General features: G+C 60.2%; 24 protein-coding genes and 1 tRNA gene. 11 read left to right on the forward strand and 14 right to left on the reverse strand.

Annotated features, from left to right (window positions below; all coding sequences use genetic code 11):
* The 7 genes from JQC81_RS29575 to JQC81_RS29605 all read left to right on the forward strand — a co-directional run.
* Positions 1–347: helix-turn-helix domain-containing protein (locus tag JQC81_RS29575; protein ID WP_203275361.1), on the forward strand; the 347-nt coding region annotated here is incomplete at its 5' end.
* A 131-nt stretch (positions 348–478) separates the two neighbouring features.
* A tRNA-Ile gene (locus JQC81_RS29580) sits at positions 479–551 on the forward strand.
* 42 nt (positions 552–593) lie between these two features.
* Positions 594–806, forward strand: coding sequence for a hypothetical protein (locus JQC81_RS29585; RefSeq protein ID WP_203275362.1), 213 nt, complete (start codon positions 594–596; stop codon positions 804–806).
* Positions 803–1,066, forward strand: coding sequence for a hypothetical protein (locus tag JQC81_RS29590; RefSeq protein WP_203275363.1), 264 nt, complete (start codon positions 803–805; stop codon positions 1,064–1,066). The genes JQC81_RS29585 and JQC81_RS29590 overlap by 4 nt, the downstream gene beginning before the upstream one ends.
* A 249-nt stretch (positions 1,067–1,315) precedes the next feature.
* Entirely contained in the window at positions 1,316–2,305 is a 990-nt protein-coding gene (locus tag JQC81_RS29595) for a DMT family transporter (RefSeq protein WP_203275364.1), read from the forward strand.
* Positions 2,306–3,159: 854 nt separating this feature from the next.
* Positions 3,160–3,387: a hypothetical protein gene (locus tag JQC81_RS29600; protein ID WP_203275365.1), complete on the forward strand. Its 228-nt coding sequence runs from the start codon at positions 3,160–3,162 to the stop codon at positions 3,385–3,387.
* A 256-nt stretch (positions 3,388–3,643) separates the two neighbouring features.
* Entirely contained in the window at positions 3,644–4,342 is a 699-nt protein-coding gene (locus JQC81_RS29605) for a CYTH domain-containing protein (protein ID WP_203275366.1), read from the forward strand.
* A 118-nt stretch (positions 4,343–4,460) separates the two neighbouring features.
* On the opposite strand, the gene solA is transcribed toward JQC81_RS29605, so the two are convergent.
* The 8 genes from solA to JQC81_RS29650 form a co-directional block, all read right to left on the reverse strand.
* Entirely contained in the window at positions 4,461–5,594 is a 1,134-nt protein-coding gene (solA, locus tag JQC81_RS29610; protein ID WP_246520744.1) for an N-methyl-L-tryptophan oxidase, read from the reverse strand.
* Positions 5,595–6,242: 648 nt separating this feature from the next.
* Positions 6,243–6,656 carry a VOC family protein gene (locus JQC81_RS29620; protein ID WP_203275369.1) on the reverse strand — a complete coding sequence of 138 codons (414 nt, stop codon included), beginning with the start codon at positions 6,654–6,656 and terminating at the stop codon, positions 6,243–6,245.
* Between the two features lie 116 nt (positions 6,657–6,772).
* Complete coding sequence (locus JQC81_RS29625; RefSeq protein ID WP_203275370.1) at positions 6,773–7,009, reverse strand: hypothetical protein; 237 nt, start codon at positions 7,007–7,009, stop codon at positions 6,773–6,775.
* A gap of 230 nt (positions 7,010–7,239) precedes the next feature.
* Positions 7,240–7,506, reverse strand: coding sequence for an RNA chaperone Hfq (gene hfq, locus JQC81_RS29630; RefSeq protein ID WP_203275384.1), 267 nt, complete (start codon positions 7,504–7,506; stop codon positions 7,240–7,242).
* Positions 7,507–7,573: 67 nt separating this feature from the next.
* Positions 7,574–7,858, reverse strand: coding sequence for a hypothetical protein (locus JQC81_RS29635; protein ID WP_203275371.1), 285 nt, complete (start codon positions 7,856–7,858; stop codon positions 7,574–7,576).
* Between the two features lie 375 nt (positions 7,859–8,233).
* Positions 8,234–8,443, reverse strand: coding sequence for a cold-shock protein (locus JQC81_RS29640; protein ID WP_203275372.1), 210 nt, complete (start codon positions 8,441–8,443; stop codon positions 8,234–8,236).
* A 320-nt stretch (positions 8,444–8,763) separates the two neighbouring features.
* Entirely contained in the window at positions 8,764–9,072 is a 309-nt protein-coding gene (locus JQC81_RS29645; protein ID WP_203275373.1) for a LuxR C-terminal-related transcriptional regulator, read from the reverse strand.
* A 276-nt stretch (positions 9,073–9,348) separates the two neighbouring features.
* Positions 9,349–9,609, reverse strand: coding sequence for a hypothetical protein (locus JQC81_RS29650; protein WP_203275374.1), 261 nt, complete (start codon positions 9,607–9,609; stop codon positions 9,349–9,351).
* Between the two features lie 166 nt (positions 9,610–9,775).
* Here JQC81_RS29650 and glgA point away from each other — a divergent pair, with 166 nt between their 5' ends.
* Both glgA and JQC81_RS29660 read left to right on the forward strand, forming a co-directional pair.
* Complete coding sequence (glgA, locus tag JQC81_RS29655; RefSeq protein ID WP_203275375.1) at positions 9,776–11,269, forward strand: glycogen synthase GlgA; 1,494 nt, start codon at positions 9,776–9,778, stop codon at positions 11,267–11,269.
* Between the two features lie 158 nt (positions 11,270–11,427).
* Positions 11,428–11,661, forward strand: coding sequence for a hypothetical protein (locus JQC81_RS29660; protein ID WP_203275376.1), 234 nt, complete (start codon positions 11,428–11,430; stop codon positions 11,659–11,661).
* Between the two features lie 82 nt (positions 11,662–11,743).
* On the opposite strand, the gene JQC81_RS29665 is transcribed toward JQC81_RS29660, so the two are convergent.
* Positions 11,744–12,262 (reverse strand): flavodoxin family protein, encoded by a 519-nt coding sequence (locus JQC81_RS29665; protein ID WP_203275377.1) that lies wholly within the window; start codon positions 12,260–12,262, stop codon positions 11,744–11,746.
* A 272-nt stretch (positions 12,263–12,534) separates the two neighbouring features.
* On the opposite strand from JQC81_RS29665, the gene JQC81_RS29670 reads away from it, so the two are divergent.
* Positions 12,535–12,714: a hypothetical protein gene (locus tag JQC81_RS29670; RefSeq protein ID WP_203275378.1), complete on the forward strand. Its 180-nt coding sequence runs from the start codon at positions 12,535–12,537 to the stop codon at positions 12,712–12,714.
* 121 nt (positions 12,715–12,835) lie between these two features.
* Here JQC81_RS29670 and JQC81_RS29675 read toward each other — a convergent pair whose 3' ends face one another.
* Positions 12,836–13,087: a ParB N-terminal domain-containing protein gene (locus JQC81_RS29675; protein WP_203275379.1), complete on the reverse strand. Its 252-nt coding sequence runs from the start codon at positions 13,085–13,087 to the stop codon at positions 12,836–12,838.
* Between the two features lie 153 nt (positions 13,088–13,240).
* On the opposite strand from JQC81_RS29675, the gene JQC81_RS29680 reads away from it, so the two are divergent.
* Positions 13,241–13,483 (forward strand): hypothetical protein, encoded by a 243-nt coding sequence (locus JQC81_RS29680; protein ID WP_203275380.1) that lies wholly within the window; start codon positions 13,241–13,243, stop codon positions 13,481–13,483.
* Positions 13,484–13,627: 144 nt separating this feature from the next.
* Here the strand turns inward: JQC81_RS29680 and JQC81_RS29685 are convergent, their stop codons facing one another.
* From JQC81_RS29685 to JQC81_RS29700, 4 genes are all read right to left on the reverse strand, one after another.
* Complete coding sequence (locus JQC81_RS29685; protein WP_203275381.1) at positions 13,628–13,897, reverse strand: DUF6894 family protein; 270 nt, start codon at positions 13,895–13,897, stop codon at positions 13,628–13,630.
* Between the two features lie 606 nt (positions 13,898–14,503).
* Positions 14,504–14,653, reverse strand: coding sequence for a DUF1127 domain-containing protein (locus JQC81_RS29690; RefSeq protein WP_203275382.1), 150 nt, complete (start codon positions 14,651–14,653; stop codon positions 14,504–14,506).
* 248 nt (positions 14,654–14,901) lie between these two features.
* A complete protein-coding gene (locus JQC81_RS29695; RefSeq protein WP_203275383.1) occupies positions 14,902–15,201 on the reverse strand; it encodes a hypothetical protein in 300 nt (99 codons plus the stop codon).
* 273 nt (positions 15,202–15,474) lie between these two features.
* On the reverse strand, positions 15,475–15,810 hold the full coding sequence (locus tag JQC81_RS29700) for a DUF6894 family protein (protein ID WP_312887610.1): 336 nt from the start codon (positions 15,808–15,810) through the stop codon (positions 15,475–15,477).
* Between the last annotated feature and the right edge of the window lie 37 nt (positions 15,811–15,847).

The raw sequence follows: 15,847 nt of genomic DNA on the forward strand, positions 1-15,847 counted from the left end.
CGAGCTACTCGCGGCCTGAACGCGCTAGCGAGTGGTTGTCCCTTTCTTGTCCCCTCTCCAGGCTTGCGACACAACCCGACCGGGACACTGTGCCGCTCACGCATGAGTTCCTGGCGGACATGCTCGGTGTCCAGCGCTCCACCGTCAGCAGCATCACGAGATCACTTCAGCAAGCAGGTTTCATCAGACAAGGCCGGGGGGCGATCACCGTGACGGACCGTACCGGGCTGGAAGGCGCCTCCTGCGAGTGCTACGGCACCGTGCGCCGCAGCTTCGAGCGGCTGCTCCCTCACACCTACAGGACTATCACAACACTCGACCCGCGTTCGCAGCGTCGCTGCTCCTAAACCTTGAGGGTGAAGAGGACATTGAGATCCGTTAAGGATAGAACTGCTCAGGAGACAACCGCACTCTTGGCCCGCTGTGTCGTTCTTGATATAGTCGAAGAACCGGCGAGCCAGCATGGCTCCTCGGACCGGGGCCTGTAGCTCAATGGTTAGAGCCGGCCGCTCATAACGGTCTGGTTGGGGGTTCAAGTCCCTCCAGGCCCATCACAGACGGCTCGGTACGAGGCCCAGATCTGCTAATCGACCATGACTGATCCTCATCCCCTTGCAGATGCCGAGCTCGTGGAGCACAGCGGCTACCAGATCCGTCTCAGCCCGAGCGGCCTGGAGTGGATGGCTGTCGTGGCCCGGCCCGAGCAACGCCCGACCCTGATCATGGCCTCAGATCGCGTTGCGGCTCTCGCTAAGGCCTATGAGTGCATTGATCTCCAGCTTGCATCTGACAAGAACCGAGAATGACCTACCGCCTGGTCCAGCTGGCGCCCGGCGCCTATGACCTTCTCCTGCGCGACACCGTTGTTGCCAGTGTTGTCAGGAACGGCTCGCGCCAGCCTTACACCTGGACGGCCGAGCTGCTGGAGGATCTGCCGCGGAACAGGAGGCCTTCGCCTTTCCGGGAGATTGAGCACGACTTCCCGTCCCTGGAAGAACTGTGTGCCTGGCTCGGATGTTCGACCGTGAAGACCAACAGTCGGCACAACACGGCTCCAGGCTTGTGAGGTTGTGGCGACGGCCTCGCTGCGAGCGCTTGGGTGCTACAGGGAGGACTGAGATCATTCCAGCACTTGTGCAGTTAGCGGAAATTACACACATCGCCGCAGCCGCGGGACAACTTTCCATGCGCCTGGCGCGGGGGTGCCCCGCGCAATGACACGAGTTCAATTCACCCAACTTTCAGCAGTGTCGGCTATTCCTGCTGGCTCACCAGAGCGCATGAAGCCCCATGCTCTCACCGAGACCGTCCCAGCATGAGCCCTCCTGCCTTCGCCTCCGCCACAGCGGACGATCCATCCTCCATTGCTGAGGGTGTCCCAGCGCTCCCGACCACGAGGAGCGCCGCTCCCGCCAAGGACGCGACTTTCGCCGCCATCGGCCTGGCCCTCCTGTCGACCGTCTTCTTCGCCATGGGTGATGTCACCGCAAAGGTCCTGACGGATACGCTACCTGCCATCGAAGTCACCTGGCTGCGCTACGGTGTCTTCTGCCTGGTGGTGGTGCCAGCTGTCTTCGTCGCCCGTGGTGCGAGGGCAATGCACACACCGCGCCTGCGGCTCCAGATCATCCGGGCGTTCGCCGTAGCGGGCTCATCGGTTCTCTTCATCCTGGGGCTAGGGCATCTCCAAGTGGCTGAGGCAACGGCGATCAACTTCATCTCGCCGATCTTCATCACCGCCCTCTCGATCCCGCTCCTCGGCGAGAAGGTGGGCATCCGGCGCTGGACTGCGGCGGCGGTAGGCTTCCTGGGTGTGATGCTCGTCGTCCAGCCCGGCGGCTCGGCCTTCCAGATGGCCGCCCTGCTGCCGATCGGCGCAGCACTGTCCTGGGCTGTGGCTGCCATCGCCACCCGCCTGATGAGCTCTGAACGGCCCGAGACGACCCTGGTGTGGTCGGCCGTGGTTGGCCTGATCGCCCTGACAGCCTTCGTGCCAGTCCACTGGCGCACGCCCACGGCCGGGGAGATCGGCCTGGCCGTGCTGATGGGCGGCTTCTCGACCATGGGGCATTGGCTCATCATCCTGGCCTACCGCAAGGCCGCAGCGTCCACCATCGCGCCGTTCTCCTACGTCCAGCTCCTGTTCGCCGGGCTGCTCGGCTTTGGCGTGTTCGGCACCGTGCCGGGGGCCATGACCCTCGTCGGCGGGGCTGTCATTGCAGCAAGCGGCCTCTATACGGCCCATCGCGAACGCATCAGGGCCAGGGAGGCGAGGCTTGCCGCTGCCGAAGTCCGCCGCCCTTAAGTTGCTGGCAGGACCCCGCTCGAGAGCATTGCTCGACAATGCCGCCTGACAAGACCAGAACCTTGGAGACTATGTGGGGTGGGGTGCCGGGGGATGAGGGCAAGCTAGCGCTGAGGTCCGACGAGGAGCCCGGGAGGGCAGTACATCCGTGCCCGGCCCGGGGCTCGTCGACAGCTGTCGGTGTAAGGCAGCTGAGGCCAGAGTGAGCTGATTTGCTGAAGGGCACAACCAGCCCAAAAGGAGCGCGGCAGCTTGGCGCAGGGCCCGGAAGGTCAAGCCCTGAACGAAGCGCCCCGGCTGAGGCGCTGTCTGAAACCTCACCCAGGGCGCTGGTGTGCCAAGGGAATGACCCACATCCTGGATGTAGGCCGCTCAGGGTGCCCGACAATCCCGTACTCCATTCACGCGCCGGCGGGCGTGGCTCAGCGACATGAGCGTGCTAAGAGCGGCAGCCGTCCCGCATAGCATCACGCAATTGATTGGAATGACCGATACTCAGATCTTCGCCTTTCTGGTGATGCCGTTCCTGCTCATCCTGTCCTGCAGCATGGTGTTTGTCAGCAGTCGGACAATGAAACCGAAGAAACCCGCCGATCCGCCCGTGCCTGTGACCAGGCCGAACTCCTACACGCGTAAGTCACGCAAAAGATCACTGTCAGCCAAGTAGACTGATGCGACAGGGGATGAGGCATGGTTCGTCCGGCTCCCGGCTCTTGGTGCTGTCAGCCACTGAAAGGCATGCGGAACCATGCTCGTGTCTGGGGCTAGGTCCATTCTGCTCCCGATGAGCCAGGACAATCGACGATCAGTCGCATCAAGGCCCGCCGTGTGTCCTGCCGGCTACAGACACCAGCGTGAAAATCGCACAGAGAAACACCCGCCAAGTGGCGCGATTGGTCGTCCCTTCGGCGCTTTCCCAGAACCAGCTGAATCTCCTGAAGGTCTTCGCCATGCGTCAGACAGAAGTCGCAGCGCCTCCTTTTGCTCCTGTGCCGGCGCCAACGTTCACATCTGCTATGATCAGATTTATCGCCTCCCTAGGCATGTTGATCAGCATCAGCCTGCTGCTGGCCAGCCTCTGAGGGCAATCTTCTGGTACCTGTACCCTTTTTGGGACAGCCACGGCCTGATTCCTCAGGCATTCTGATCCGGTCCATGATGGAGTGGCTGGGGGGCTGTTCCTCTCTGGAACTCAAGCGCCTCTGCGATGCGGGGCGCTTCTCTTTGTCCGGAGTGTGGACAGCCGCTGAAGCGCTTTTTGCTTTCTCTCTCAAGGTTGTGCCCTAGGTTAGCGGCAGGGCGGACACCCGTCACCAGTCCATGAGAGAGGCCTGCCGCGTGCCCATACAGCGCCTGTTCGTCATCGCTCCGTCTCTAGCGCGTCTGATCCGGAAGGAGAGGGGAGGCGAGCACGTGCGCGAGGGCTACTTCCCCGACCAACCCCAACGCAGCACTTTCGTCCAGATCGAGGAGGCCCGCAGCAGCCTGATTCTTCAGGCGCGGGCTGATGGGGCGTCTGAGGAGCGGGCAGATCTACCCCCGGCCCATGCGCAGGCCCTGCTGGCTGTCAGCCAGAGCCAAGTTGAGTACCTGCGCACCCGGCTTTCGGTTGGCTCATACGAGATCCAGGTTCTTCATTTCGTCAGGCCCGCTCCCCTCGATCTGGTGACAGTAGCCGTTCCACCAGAGGACGAACAGGACTTCCATCCTTTGCCCTGGTTCGGCCCGGAGGTCAGCGCCGAGCCGGCCTATCGGCGCCGGAGAGTGGCGCTTGAAGGTGCCCCGGATGCACGGGATGTCGATGTCACGAACAGGGCTCTCAATCATCTGCTCGACCTGCTGGAAGACCGGCTCACCACCTGGCCAGGGCCGCACGAGGCCGCGAACTCAGACGCATCGGTGGCTGATGTCACTCCACGCCCCAAGGCTCTGGTCCCGGAACCAGAACCTGAGGTGGATGAGAAGATCGACGACCTCCACATTGAGGACGCGGTCATTCGTGAGCTGGCCCGTTCGCTGCAACCACGGCAGCGGTGATGGATTGCATTGCGTCTTGGCGGCCAGCGGCGAGAGCCTCGTGGTCTCGACAACCAGCATCACAGCAATTGCGGCTTCCCTGTCACGACAAATCGTCTCAACCTGCTCCGACGAAGCTTCAAGCGTCTTCAAACCGTTTCATGTCGAATAGCGACAGATCAAGTTTGCTGGTTCCCGTCATCGCGAGGTCAGCCAAGGCCTCCCCAACGACACTCGCGAACTTGAACCCGTGCCCTGAGCACGGAGACGCCACCACGACCTCCGGTGACCCTGGCAGGGTGTCGATCACGAAGTGCTCGTCGGGCGTATTGGTGAACAGGCAGGTGGCGAGCCGCAGCGCAGGTCCATCGGCATCAGGGAACATGTGCCAGATTCCCTTGCGAAGCGCCTCTTCGTCGGCGGGTGTCGGCTCTCGGGAGAGCTCGTCGGCATGGCCAGTTTCGTGGAAGTGGTGGTAGAGGCCGATCTTGAAGCCTGGGATGCCCCAGGTCGGGAACTGGTAGAAATGGCCGACCTCAGACTCGATGTTCGAGACCGGGAAGACCTCTGGCCTGAACAGGTCTGGATTTTTTGGCAGGAACCAACCCAGAACCTGACGTTCCGGCACAGCCGTGCTCTTGAGAGCAGGAATGAGATCGGAAATCCAGCCACCTGCCGACACCACCACCCGTCCGGCCTCATAGCGGTCTTGATCCGTCACGACCACCACCCGCCCGTTGGCAGGCTCAATGGCGATGACCTTCTCCCGTCCATGGAGCTCGGCTCCGGCAGAAACAGCCAGGGATGCATGCGCCAGGATGGCGCGTTCCGATGCCACGAACCCTGCCTCTGGCTGGAAGACGACGGCATACTGGTCCGGGAGCTTGTAGCCGGGGAACCGTTGTGTCGTTTCCCGAGCGGTGAGGACTTCATGCGCAAGATCATGCTCCCGGCACGCCATCAGTGCGCCCTGAACGATTCGGCTGTCCTCCGTTCCGGCATCAATGCCACCCGTGATGAACAGCAGCTGCTCGCGGGTCAGTTGCTCGGCTTCCCGCCATAGCTCGTAGGCACGGCGGAGGAGGGGCACATAGTTGGGATGTTCGAAGTAGGCGAGGCGGATGATCCGGTTCAGCCCGTGGGAGGAGCCCATGCTGTGCCCGAGGTCAAACCGTTCGATGCCCAACACCTTCTGGCCCCGGCGAGCCAAGTGCCAGAGAGTGGCAGACCCCATGCCACCAATGCCGATCACGATGGTGTCGAACGATTTCATAGCGGTATGCCCCATGAACGATGGATCAATGGTAAGGCCAGCTTACCGGCTGGGGAGCCCGGAGCAACGGTCATGTGCGATGGTGTAATGGACAACGGGTCGATCTGCGCGACGTCCAGGTAATCGCCTTGGAGAAGGGCATGATCGACTATATTCCTGCTGATCGGGACTGAGATAAGATTGTTGCTTCCGATCTGACAGACTTAAGCATCTCAATGAGCACCCGACCTCTTGAACTGTGATACATCTGGATGACTGACCTCCACCAACAGATTGCTGATCTCGAATCCGAAATCGACGTTCTCTCAGAGGCGGCAGAGCGCTGCCGGAAGAGCATGGTCGTGGCACGGGTAGCAATCCTAGCAGGTGTGCTACTGGTCGGAGCGTCCCTAGCTGGGCTTGTCCGGACTGATGCCCTCGCTCTGGTGATCGGGATTGCTGCGACCTTAGCCGGGATCGGCTTTTTGGGATCGAGCCGGGGCTCCTTGGAACAGATCACCGGAAAAATCCGGGCATCCGAAGCCCGTCGCGACCGCATCATTGACGGGATGAGCCTTCAGTCAGTGCAGAATAGCTAATGGGTTAGTGAAAGCCGTTCCAGGCGATGAAGGCTGTTCGGGTGAGAACACATAAGTGGCTGTTCTTGCGCTAATACCCCTTCCACAATCCGGGCGTGGCAATCTCCAGCAGGTGATTGTCGGGATCACGGAAGTAGACGCTTACGCCACCCCTGGGCCATTGCGTTCGCCCCTCCAGCGCAACGCCAGCGTCAGTCAGATGCCGCTGCCATTCCTCCACTTCATCCTGCGGGATCGAGAAGGCGACGTGTATAGGACCATGGCCGTCGTGCGGTGGAATTGACCCACCAGGAGTCTCAATGGGCTGGAGAGACCCGCCTTGCGGAAAGAGCAGCAGAACACCATTGCCGCCCACGTCATAGGCTCGCATCCGGTGATCCTCGTGAATGCAAGGCAGGCCTAGGACGCCACCATAGAAGGTGGCAGCCCGGTCGAGGTCAGCAACGTACAGGGCAGTTTCAAGAACTCGGGTCAGCTTGGGCATACGTGACTCCTCATCATTGTCAAACCAACGCTGAACAGCAGGATCTGCTGCGCCTGATCGGAACATCTGTCGGGAAGCACCCTGTCCACATGTAGTCTGTTCTATGATAACGGGGTTCAGTTCTCATCGTCTTCGGGCAGAGATTCGATATCACCAATGCCCCAGGCGCGGTAACCAGCACGCCTTTCCAGAGCCTCGATCTGTCGCAGAAGCTTTGTGGCGAGTGTCGCTTCGCGCCGGAAGCCTTCATCCCCAGGGTCCGTCCCCAGGCGCAGGTGCATGTCACGCGCCCTCGCTTCGAGAGCACGTCTCAGGACACGCAGCTGCTCTTGATCCAATTCGAGCAGCATCATGACCCTCGTTCCTGTTCCGCCAGTGATTAGGTCTGCCGGTGTAGCCCGGCTTTAGCGCACCTTGTATTCGATACGGTCCGGCTGCGCGGAACTGATTATCGCCAGTGCCGTCGCGAGCCAAAGCATCGGCTGTAACGCACCTCGGCAGAAGGCAGAATGTGCCCCCTGCGTCAGCGACTGTTTCCCCATGCGAACTTGAACCGCATCGCCAATGTCTGAGAAAGACTGCTTTACTCGAATGAACCCGGGCCCGTCGGTGGGACTGGCTCTGCCGGGTTGATCGCCGATATGGCATGCTTGTAAATGATCTGAGAGCGACCATCTCTCACAAGCTCGATTGTGAAGTTATCAAACCGCCTAATGCGGCCCAGCAGCCTGATCCCGTTCACGAGGAACATCATTACTTCTATCCGGCTGTCACGAAGATGATCGAGGAACATGTCCTGAATCGATGGGGTCCTTTGCGCAGTCACGGTTGGACCCCTCTCGAGCTTCATCACTGAGACGCTTGTTTGTAGCGTTTAGTGGCACCAAAACAGACGCAGGCAAGGTGATCGGCACTGCTCACATCACGCGATGGGACATACTGATTGCGGGAAACCGCTCCACCTCAACAACTCGAGTTGCTTGCGGCAGCTCCCGTTCAGCATGATCCTGTATCGGTCTTGCTGTCTCGTGAAGACGAACGCTGAGTTGTTCGATCTCGGGCGCCGGCATAGGCGGTCCGTTCGTGGTGATCATCTCTGCGAGGTCTTCCGGAAGTGCGTCCACTTGCTCTTGAAGGAGGAGAAGGGCTGCACGAATGATACTCAACTCTCGTTCGTCAACGACAAGGGCGAGCTTCGTCATGGAGTAGGGCTGACCTCTGAGCTTATCCTGTCAAGGTAACAGTGGATGCGGCGGAAACAAGGCGCTCGCTTCGAAAAACCGTACCAACGGAGTGGCTGGCCATGTCACGCCATTGAGCCGGATAAACTGTGAGGCTTCAGGCTTGGGATAGCGTGTTCACCTCGTCTGACGAAGGCGCGGGGCGGCGCCCAAGGCAGCCCCGGCTGCCGTGCCATGGCCGCACGGCTAGGTGTCAGGACCTATTTCCGGCTATCACCGGGCTGTAGTCTGACAGCTGCCATGAATTAGCGCTGATACGCTCAACGAGCGCTAACATCCACTGTGGGGCAGGCGGCCGCCCCTGCGGAGCCGCCCGCTTGAGTTCATGCGACTCGACTAAGCTGTCTTCAGATCCACGGCCGATTCTTTGCCGGAGCGGCGGTCCGCCTCAACCTCATAGGAGATCTTCTGGCCCTCAGCCAAGCCACGCAGGCCGGCACGCTCCACGGCGCTGATATGGACGAAGACGTCCTTGCCACCGTTGTCCGGCTGAATGAAGCCGTAGCCCTTCTGGTCGTTGAACCACTTCACCGTTCCTGTCGCCACGAAGCTCTTCCCTCTGTTGAAGCCTTCCTAAGTGAGAGAATCCTAACCGCAGAATACGGAGAGTGTCGAGCGCCGCGTGAATTTCCTCCAAGAGATCAGGATCCACACTGAACTACATCCTTGCCAGCTTCAGCACTTCCAGTGTGTGGTGGAGCGGCCTATGAGCAGCGGGCTAAGGACGAGGAGCACAAGGCTCGAAATGTGCCCCCTCATCCGGAGCCTCAGCATGAGCAGTAAACGCTGCACAATTGCGCGTGCAGCCTGCCCTCATAACACTGCATCCGCTGACACGAGGTCAGCGCCCCCATAAGAGGCCCTTGCTAGGCGATGAAGGGACTGCGCATCCCGGATGGAAATCCCGAGGGGCTAAGATCCATCTTTTTGGAACTGCCCGACTGGCTGCGGGAACCCATGGCCTTTCGCAAGATCGCCTTGATGTGTTCCTTCACGGCAGCCTGATCCGTCCCTACAGCAGCAGCAATGTCGCCAATCTGCTTGCCTGCTGCGATCAGGAGAAGAATCTGGGCTTCCGGATCTGACAGCCTCTGGCTCGGAGTTTGGTTCAGGGTGGTCGTCAGTCGTGTCTTGTCCGCGTGTAGATGCCCATTTCGGGTGTCCAGTTTAGCCATCGCTCCCCCTAACTGAAGGGATTAACCCCACCTTAACACTTGTCTTTTGTGCAGAGGCAACGTGCTATTGCGCTTCGGTGGTAGGAAAGCCTCCCCCGCTACTCTTTGGAGAGCAGGGCAAAACGAGGATCGGTCAGGACGGAGTGCGAATGGTCACCGCCATCGGAAGGACATCACTTCCAGCCAGCCTGAGCTCTTCAGCCTCACTGGTCAATTCAGTGCGTTCGTCAGGGGTGCTCTGTGCAGCAGGGTTCCCTCTGGACAGACGATTTCCAGCTACCACAGGCCCCAATCCTCAATGACGTCGCCATGCCCCTGTCGCAGCTTAGTTACAAATTGCCAGGCTTGTGACTTGGCCTCATTGAGGCTCTCCGCTTCCGCACCCGTATCGTCTAGGATCGCGGCATCACTGTTCACAAGGTCGAAAAGCGGTGTCCGATCACCAGTCTGAAAGCAGACAAAAAGATCATAAGCTATGTTTTCATAGCCTTCTTTGTTGCTTTTCTTTCTTTTGATAGGCATGAGGATGCCGTCCATAAAGTAAACGTGATTCGCCGCAGAGCATCCCTTCTTGGATCCTGCTGGCCGTTTCCTTTCGTAGAGACAGTTCATTTCTAAACTAACTGATCACTGAACCTCGGGTGAGCCGGGCTCCTGTGGTCGCTGCGACTTTAAGCAGATAAGCATCTCTTCAGGGGGCATCATGCACACGCCTGGTAATATGGCTCGGCCGGTTATGCATGCTGCCCATGAGGAGCGGCTTCAAAGGATATTGTTTGTCACTTCGGAGATGTCCGACTTTGTCAAGGCAGGTGGGCTCGGCGAAGTTTCAGCCGCTCTTCCACGGGCTTTGCGGCAGTCGCATGACATCCGGGTTCTCATTCCCGGCTATCCCAAGGTGCTGGCGAACCATCACATGCGTGTCGTCGGGCGCTTAAGCAGTTCCTTCCGTCTGCCGGCCTGTGATATCGGCCGGATCGACATGCCCGATGGCCTCATCATCTACACCCTGCTGTGCCCGGACCTCTACGATCGGGAGGGCTCGCCTTATGTCGATGCGACCGGAGCTGATTGGGGCGACAACGATATCCGCTTCGGACGCCTGGCTCTCGCTGCTGCCGATATTGCAAGCGGATCAGGCGAACTGGGATGGCAGCCGGACATCCTGCACGTCAACGACTGGCCTTCAGCCTTGGCGCCAGCCTATCTGGCTTGGCGCGAACAGGCGGTGCCAAGCATCCTGACCATTCACAACCTGGCCTATCAGGGGCTGTTCGACCGCGAGCGTCTTGCCCCACTCGGCATCCCAGAGAGCGCGTTTCAGATCGATGGCGTGGAGTTTTACGGCAAACTCTCGTTTCTGAAGGCTGGCATTTTCTATGCCTCCCATGTCACCACGGTGAGTTCCACCTATGCCCAGGAGATCACTAACCCAGAGTTCGGCTGTGGACTCGATGGACTTCTGCGCACCCGTGCCGATCAGGGCCAGCTCACAGGCATCCTTAACGGCATTGATGACAGCTGGGACCCTGGTCGGGACCCCTATCTGGCCGGCCATTTCGGTGCCGAAGATCTCAGCGGCAAGCGGATTAATGCCAATCAGACCCGGGATGCCTTTGGCCTGGGCGTCTCGCGCGGTCCTTTGTTCGCCATCATCTCCCGCTTGGTTCACCAAAAGGGCATAGATCTGGCGATTGAGGCCGCTGATGCTATTGTAAGCCAGGGCGGTCAGCTGGCCGTCATGGGACAAGGCGAGGGCCAGTTTGAAACGGCATTGCAGGATCTCGCCGCGCGCAATCCTCAGGCCATAGGAGTTCGGATCGGCTTCGATGAAACACAGGCGAGGCAACTGTATGCGGGCAGCGACTTCCTCCTGATGCCGTCCCGCTTTGAGCCATGCGGTTTGAGCCAGATGTACGCCCAACGCTTTGGCTCGCTTCCTGTGGCCCACAAGACCGGTGGTTTGGCCGATACGATCCAGGATGGAGTGACTGGCTTCCTCTTTTCCGATCCTTCTGCGTCAGGTCTGATGGACGGAGTGGCTCGAGCCCTTGAGAGCTTCCGGTCAAAGCCCAGACTGACTGCCATGAGGCGGGCCGCGATGAGCCGGTCCTTTGGCTGGCACCGGTCCGCCCTGCGCTACGGTCACGTCTATGACAGGATGCTGGCGAGCCGGGCTACTTCTAAGGCTGCCTGACCTGCCGCTGGCTTAACTGGCAAGTACTGTTGTATCCGCCTCGCCAGTTACGGTTCCTCATTCCCACTCTGAAGCCTCGTTCGACAGTTCGTGGAAGCCTTGCTAAAGGAGCGCCGTACGCAGGCCGGATGCGACCCGCTGCCAGCAAGGGGAATGAGATGTCCGACTGTTTGCACTGTGAGATCAATCAACTGGTGCAGGAGCGCTTCGAGCGCGGCGACACCGACCTCGTCGAGATGGCATCCATGATGGTCGAGAGCCTCGCCGACCTGATCCTACTCGCGCCTGAGAGCGACCGGTCCAATCTAATGGCGCATGCGCTCTCGGCCTTTGGACAGATCCTCCTGGAAAAGGGTGGCGCGATCGACGGCGGCTCCAACGCCACACATTGAGGGTCAAACACCGTCTACTTCCCAGTTCAGCCCGGCTCCCCGCAGCAAACGTTTGCTCCGCTTGGCACCTACTCCGAACCTTTCAGAACACTCCCATACTCAGACCTGTCGCGAGAGCTGCCCCAAGCTCTTCGCAGCGCTTCAGATCGTTTGGGCTGATTGCCTTGGGAGCAAGGATCGCTTCAGGAGTCTGAGCATGGGTGCAGACGATCAGCGGATCCGCCACGGCTTTGAGCCGCCATCCCGTCGCGATCCGCTCCACCTGCCGCGCCGCGTTGTGACCGTCGCTGCCGGCGCAGATCAGCGTCGCGTAGGGTCGTCCGCTGATCCGATCCAGGGCCAGATAGTAGGTGCGGTCGAAGAAGTCCTTCATCAGGCCGGCTATGGCCGCCAAGTTTTCGGGCGTGCCAAAGATGTAGCCATCTGCATTGAGGAGGTCCGCTGCTTGCGCGTCCGGCGCCGGAAGCAGGCGGACGCGAATGGTCGGCTCTGAAGCTGCTCCACGAACGGCGGCCTCAACCATCTGACGGGTGCCTCCGGCCATCGAATGATACACGATCAGAAGCGCTTTCGTCTTGCTTGGTTGCAGCGGCTTATCCATCGGCTGAGGTTCTGGACTCGAAAGGGGGCAACAGGAGGATGGCCTCGCAGCAGCCTTCACACATCCCGGTGCAGCGGGCTCAGCGGCATCGAGGACCTCAACGCTTGAACGATCCTGCAACAGGACGGACTTCAACAATCTAAGCGAGGGTCATCGGGAGCGGTTCCACCTCATGGTGCAGGCCTACTCCGTTAGGCCTGATGTGACGGCAAGGTCCAACACTTAAGCTTGACTGTGGATCACAGCAGGGAGCTACGGGCATGGAGGGGTTTGTGGTCACACGGACCAGCAAAGGGCTGTGGTCGGTGTCGCACGATGGGGAGCCGTTTGCGATCTATCCGACCGAAGAGGAGGCTCTCTCGGCCACGTTCGCGCGAGCGGCGGAGCGGCGACGCGCTGGGATCAACGTAGTGGTTATCGTCACTCACACGCCGAAGGCACCCGATGCTTAGTTCAGCCACCTACTGTTGAGTGAAAGCCTTCTGGCGCCATTCTCGCTCTCCCCTCGTCTGTGTCCTCCACCGTCACCTGTCCGGTCGTTCCAATTTGGCCCCAGCAGCATCCCGGCGCAGATCAATGCTTGCGGGCCTGAACCAGGTAGGCGGGGACTGTTGTCTCTCCAAGGGCCTTGCAGGCTTCCAGCCGGTGCAGCCCCTCAACCAGAACAAAGCGGGTGCCGTCCGGCCGCACAAGAATGGGCGTTTCCTGACCTTTCGCCAGCATGCTCTCGGCCAGGGTTTCAACCTTCTGCGGATTCAGTGTCTGACGCCGCTTCACAGGCACATAGACATCCTGGATCGCGAGCATCTGCCGCTTCAACACCATCCCGACTGCTCCTGTGTCTGTCCTCTCAGGTGAAGCTTACGTGCAGGGATCTGGCTTGCACAGGAACATGCCCTCGCGGGAGGCGTTCACCGACAGGCTCAGCTTGGCAATTTAGTCGGCGTATGCGCTGGGTCCTCAACCGGAGACACATCCATGAGCAAACTCACGGCACTGATCAGCTTCATCTTCCTGGCTGTTTCGTCTGCCTGGGCACAGACCCCGGCACCCACCACCCCGGCACCTGGCGCCACTCCCGGTTCTGCCCCGGCCGGGGATGCTGCCGCCGCAGGTGGCGGTATGGCAGACTACTGGTGGATCATCCTGCTGGTCGTCATCGTCGCCGCAGCCATCTGGTACTTCTCCCGCAGTCGCGGCCGCAGCCGCAATCAGCTGTAGGCAAGCCTATCCTCCAGCGCGGCAGTTCTGGAACGACACCATGGGCGTCAGCGTTGATAAGCAGACGTGTTGATGCTCATGACCCTCTCCGAGAGAGCCCGGCCTTGTGCCGGGTTCTTTTTTGGCAGGAACGGCGATCCGCACCTATGCGCTCCAGGGGTGCGGCCCCTGTGGCCGTGAGACGTGCCACTCGATCTCCATCGAAGCTTTGACGGTGCAGACCCGCTGGCCGCGCTCGTCCCGCACCTCAATGACAACATCGCGGGTATCGCCTCTCCCCAGACGGTTTGTTCCGATCTCGGCCGCCGAGCGCGCTGCAGCCTGCACGGCAGCCTCCGGGCTATCGAACTCGGCGCCGTCGTCATCACGCACGCTCTGTGCGCCATCGTGGATGTCAAAGTAGTAGCGGGCCACGGCGATCTCCTCTGGGCCAGCACACCTGCGTCGGACATGGTCCGTACCAAGTGGTAAGCGCCCCGGCTGAGGTGCTGTCAGGATAACCTCAATCAGGGCGCTTAGCGGAGCGTGGGGCTCCGCATCTGTTCGAGCTGATACGCGACGCGCCCGACACACTCATGCTGTCCGACTCGGGTACACAATCCGTGGACATCGAGAGGCACGGTATGTGCAGGATGGAACGAGGGACCTCATCCGTGTGCGTCAGAAGAAATAGCTAACCCTCAGTCAGGTGATTGTAGTCGTCAATAACACCTCGCCAGACGTCCTTGGTGTTTCGACAAAGGTTTCGGAAGATCTGCCGCTGATCGAGGGATGTGAGGCGGAGACATCAGTACGGCCCAACCTGCTGAAATCTGTGCCGATTGTGAGAGGCGCTCAAGGCGGAGCTCAAAGGATGATTGCTGCCAGAGATCAGTCGCAGCGGCGTCACGAGGGCGTCATCGAGCTGCATTAGGTGAGGCCCGTGGCCGCTTGGCCCAAGGGCCAAGGACAGGCACGGATGCACTGCCGTCCTTGGCCCTCATCCAATCTCATCAATCGCAGCAGCACTCAGTTCAGGCTTCAGTGGCCCTGGCGTGCCACCTGCGCGATGTCGTATCTGGCAATGCCGATGTCGGACAACTCACGGTCGGAGAGAGCATGCAACTGCCGTGCGGTTTCACGGGCACGCAACCAACGACGAAGGCCTGACAGAACAACTGATAAAAACATGACGCAACCTCAATGATGAGTCGGCCCAAGCGCAAAGGCGCCGCGCACAGGCAGCGAGAAAAAAGGCCACCAGTAGGGCGGTGGCCGAGTTTAGGGAGGAAACCCGCCACAGGGAGGCCGCGGCGGACGAGGGGTCATCTACAGCGCCTCCGGCTCAAGACAAACCTAAAGGTGGTCGCCCCTGCCATGCGCAATGAGCATGGAACGGATGGCGAGCGTTTACGCCTCGTTTACGGCTGCCGGGCGGCTCAATCAGGGACCTTGCTGACGATCCATCTGACCGCCTCAGGACTGAAGCCGATTTCGATCAGCTCCTCTTCCAGATCCTCAATTGCATCAGGATCGAGGGTGATGGAGTTGTCCTCTGCATCTGGTTCGGCAATGGGCTTCGGCTCGTCGCCCATCTGCTCCGGTTCATCCTCAATGGGCGCTACTGTCACGCGGACAACCGGGCCATCATCCTCGTCGCCGTCCCCACTCTCATAGACCTTGAGTGTGACCCAGCGCTCCTCAACCTCGTCCTCGTAGACCGTCTTCCACTCGCCCATTCGCCCCTCCTGGGTCATGTACCAGGGAAGGCCCGGCACTGATGCCGTCGCACTATTGCGCTCTAACACCATCACATTGTCGTGCTTCAGCGCCATAGCGCCATTGTATGCGGACAGGGCACCCCCATGTCCTCAATGCGGAGGCACATCCCGCAACCCCTTGACCGCCTCCGTACACTTCAGCCCCGTTCAGACCAATCCCGACGGGGCTTTTTCATGCCCGGTGGCCGCATAACCTCGATCAGATCGCGTAGTGGTCTGATGCGAGGGTGTCTAATGCGACGCGGAGCTATCCAAGGGAATGCTCTGCACGGCTCGACCTGCCGCATCCACAATCTCGAGCCTCCATCCCTGCCACTCATCCGAGTGCGATAGATCCTGAGCACGAAGCTCCTCCACAGCTTCCATGGCGGAGATCACGGCTGCCTGGAGACTGGAAGCCTCGACGCCCTCCTCATCCCGGATTGCAGTCTCGCCATCGGTGAGGTTGAAGTAGTAGCGCAGCAGCGCTGAAGGGTCCGGCGTCGATAGAGGTGAAGAACTAACTTGCAATTCAACGTCAATGAGCTCTTCGGTTGGCGCCGGCTTGCTGTTGGAAATACTGCTCACAATTCAAACGCCTTATTGAACCGCCGGGGAGGAAAGG

The sequence above is a fragment of the Microvirga arabica genome (genome assembly GCF_016811235.1).
In the GTDB taxonomy this organism is placed as follows: domain Bacteria; phylum Pseudomonadota; class Alphaproteobacteria; order Rhizobiales; family Beijerinckiaceae; genus Microvirga; species Microvirga arabica.

Coding starts and splice junctions, on each gene's coding strand:
- JQC81_RS29695 (WP_203275383.1), bottom strand. CDS start 15,201: ATGGGCGAGTGGAAGACGGTCTACGAGGACGAGGTTGAGGAGCGCTGG.
- glgA (WP_203275375.1), top strand. CDS start 9,776: ATGCACACGCCTGGTAATATGGCTCGGCCGGTTATGCATGCTGCCCAT.
- JQC81_RS29625 (WP_203275370.1), bottom strand. CDS start 7,009: ATGATGCTGCTCGAATTGGATCAAGAGCAGCTGCGTGTCCTGAGACGT.
- JQC81_RS29665 (WP_203275377.1), bottom strand. CDS start 12,262: ATGGATAAGCCGCTGCAACCAAGCAAGACGAAAGCGCTTCTGATCGTG.
- JQC81_RS29675 (WP_203275379.1), bottom strand. CDS start 13,087: ATGGTGTTGAAGCGGCAGATGCTCGCGATCCAGGATGTCTATGTGCCT.
- JQC81_RS29635 (WP_203275371.1), bottom strand. CDS start 7,858: ATGACGAAGCTCGCCCTTGTCGTTGACGAACGAGAGTTGAGTATCATT.
- JQC81_RS29590 (WP_203275363.1), top strand. CDS start 803: ATGACCTACCGCCTGGTCCAGCTGGCGCCCGGCGCCTATGACCTTCTC.
- JQC81_RS29585 (WP_203275362.1), top strand. CDS start 594: ATGACTGATCCTCATCCCCTTGCAGATGCCGAGCTCGTGGAGCACAGC.
- JQC81_RS29690 (WP_203275382.1), bottom strand. CDS start 14,653: ATGTTTTTATCAGTTGTTCTGTCAGGCCTTCGTCGTTGGTTGCGTGCC.
- JQC81_RS29645 (WP_203275373.1), bottom strand. CDS start 9,072: ATGGCTAAACTGGACACCCGAAATGGGCATCTACACGCGGACAAGACA.
- hfq (WP_203275384.1), bottom strand. CDS start 7,506: ATGAAGCTCGAGAGGGGTCCAACCGTGACTGCGCAAAGGACCCCATCG.
- JQC81_RS29620 (WP_203275369.1), bottom strand. CDS start 6,656: ATGCCCAAGCTGACCCGAGTTCTTGAAACTGCCCTGTACGTTGCTGAC.
- JQC81_RS29595 (WP_203275364.1), top strand. CDS start 1,316: ATGAGCCCTCCTGCCTTCGCCTCCGCCACAGCGGACGATCCATCCTCC.
- JQC81_RS29660 (WP_203275376.1), top strand. CDS start 11,428: ATGTCCGACTGTTTGCACTGTGAGATCAATCAACTGGTGCAGGAGCGC.
- JQC81_RS29650 (WP_203275374.1), bottom strand. CDS start 9,609: ATGGACGGCATCCTCATGCCTATCAAAAGAAAGAAAAGCAACAAAGAA.
- solA (WP_246520744.1), bottom strand. CDS start 5,594: ATGAAATCGTTCGACACCATCGTGATCGGCATTGGTGGCATGGGGTCT.
- JQC81_RS29680 (WP_203275380.1), top strand. CDS start 13,241: ATGAGCAAACTCACGGCACTGATCAGCTTCATCTTCCTGGCTGTTTCG.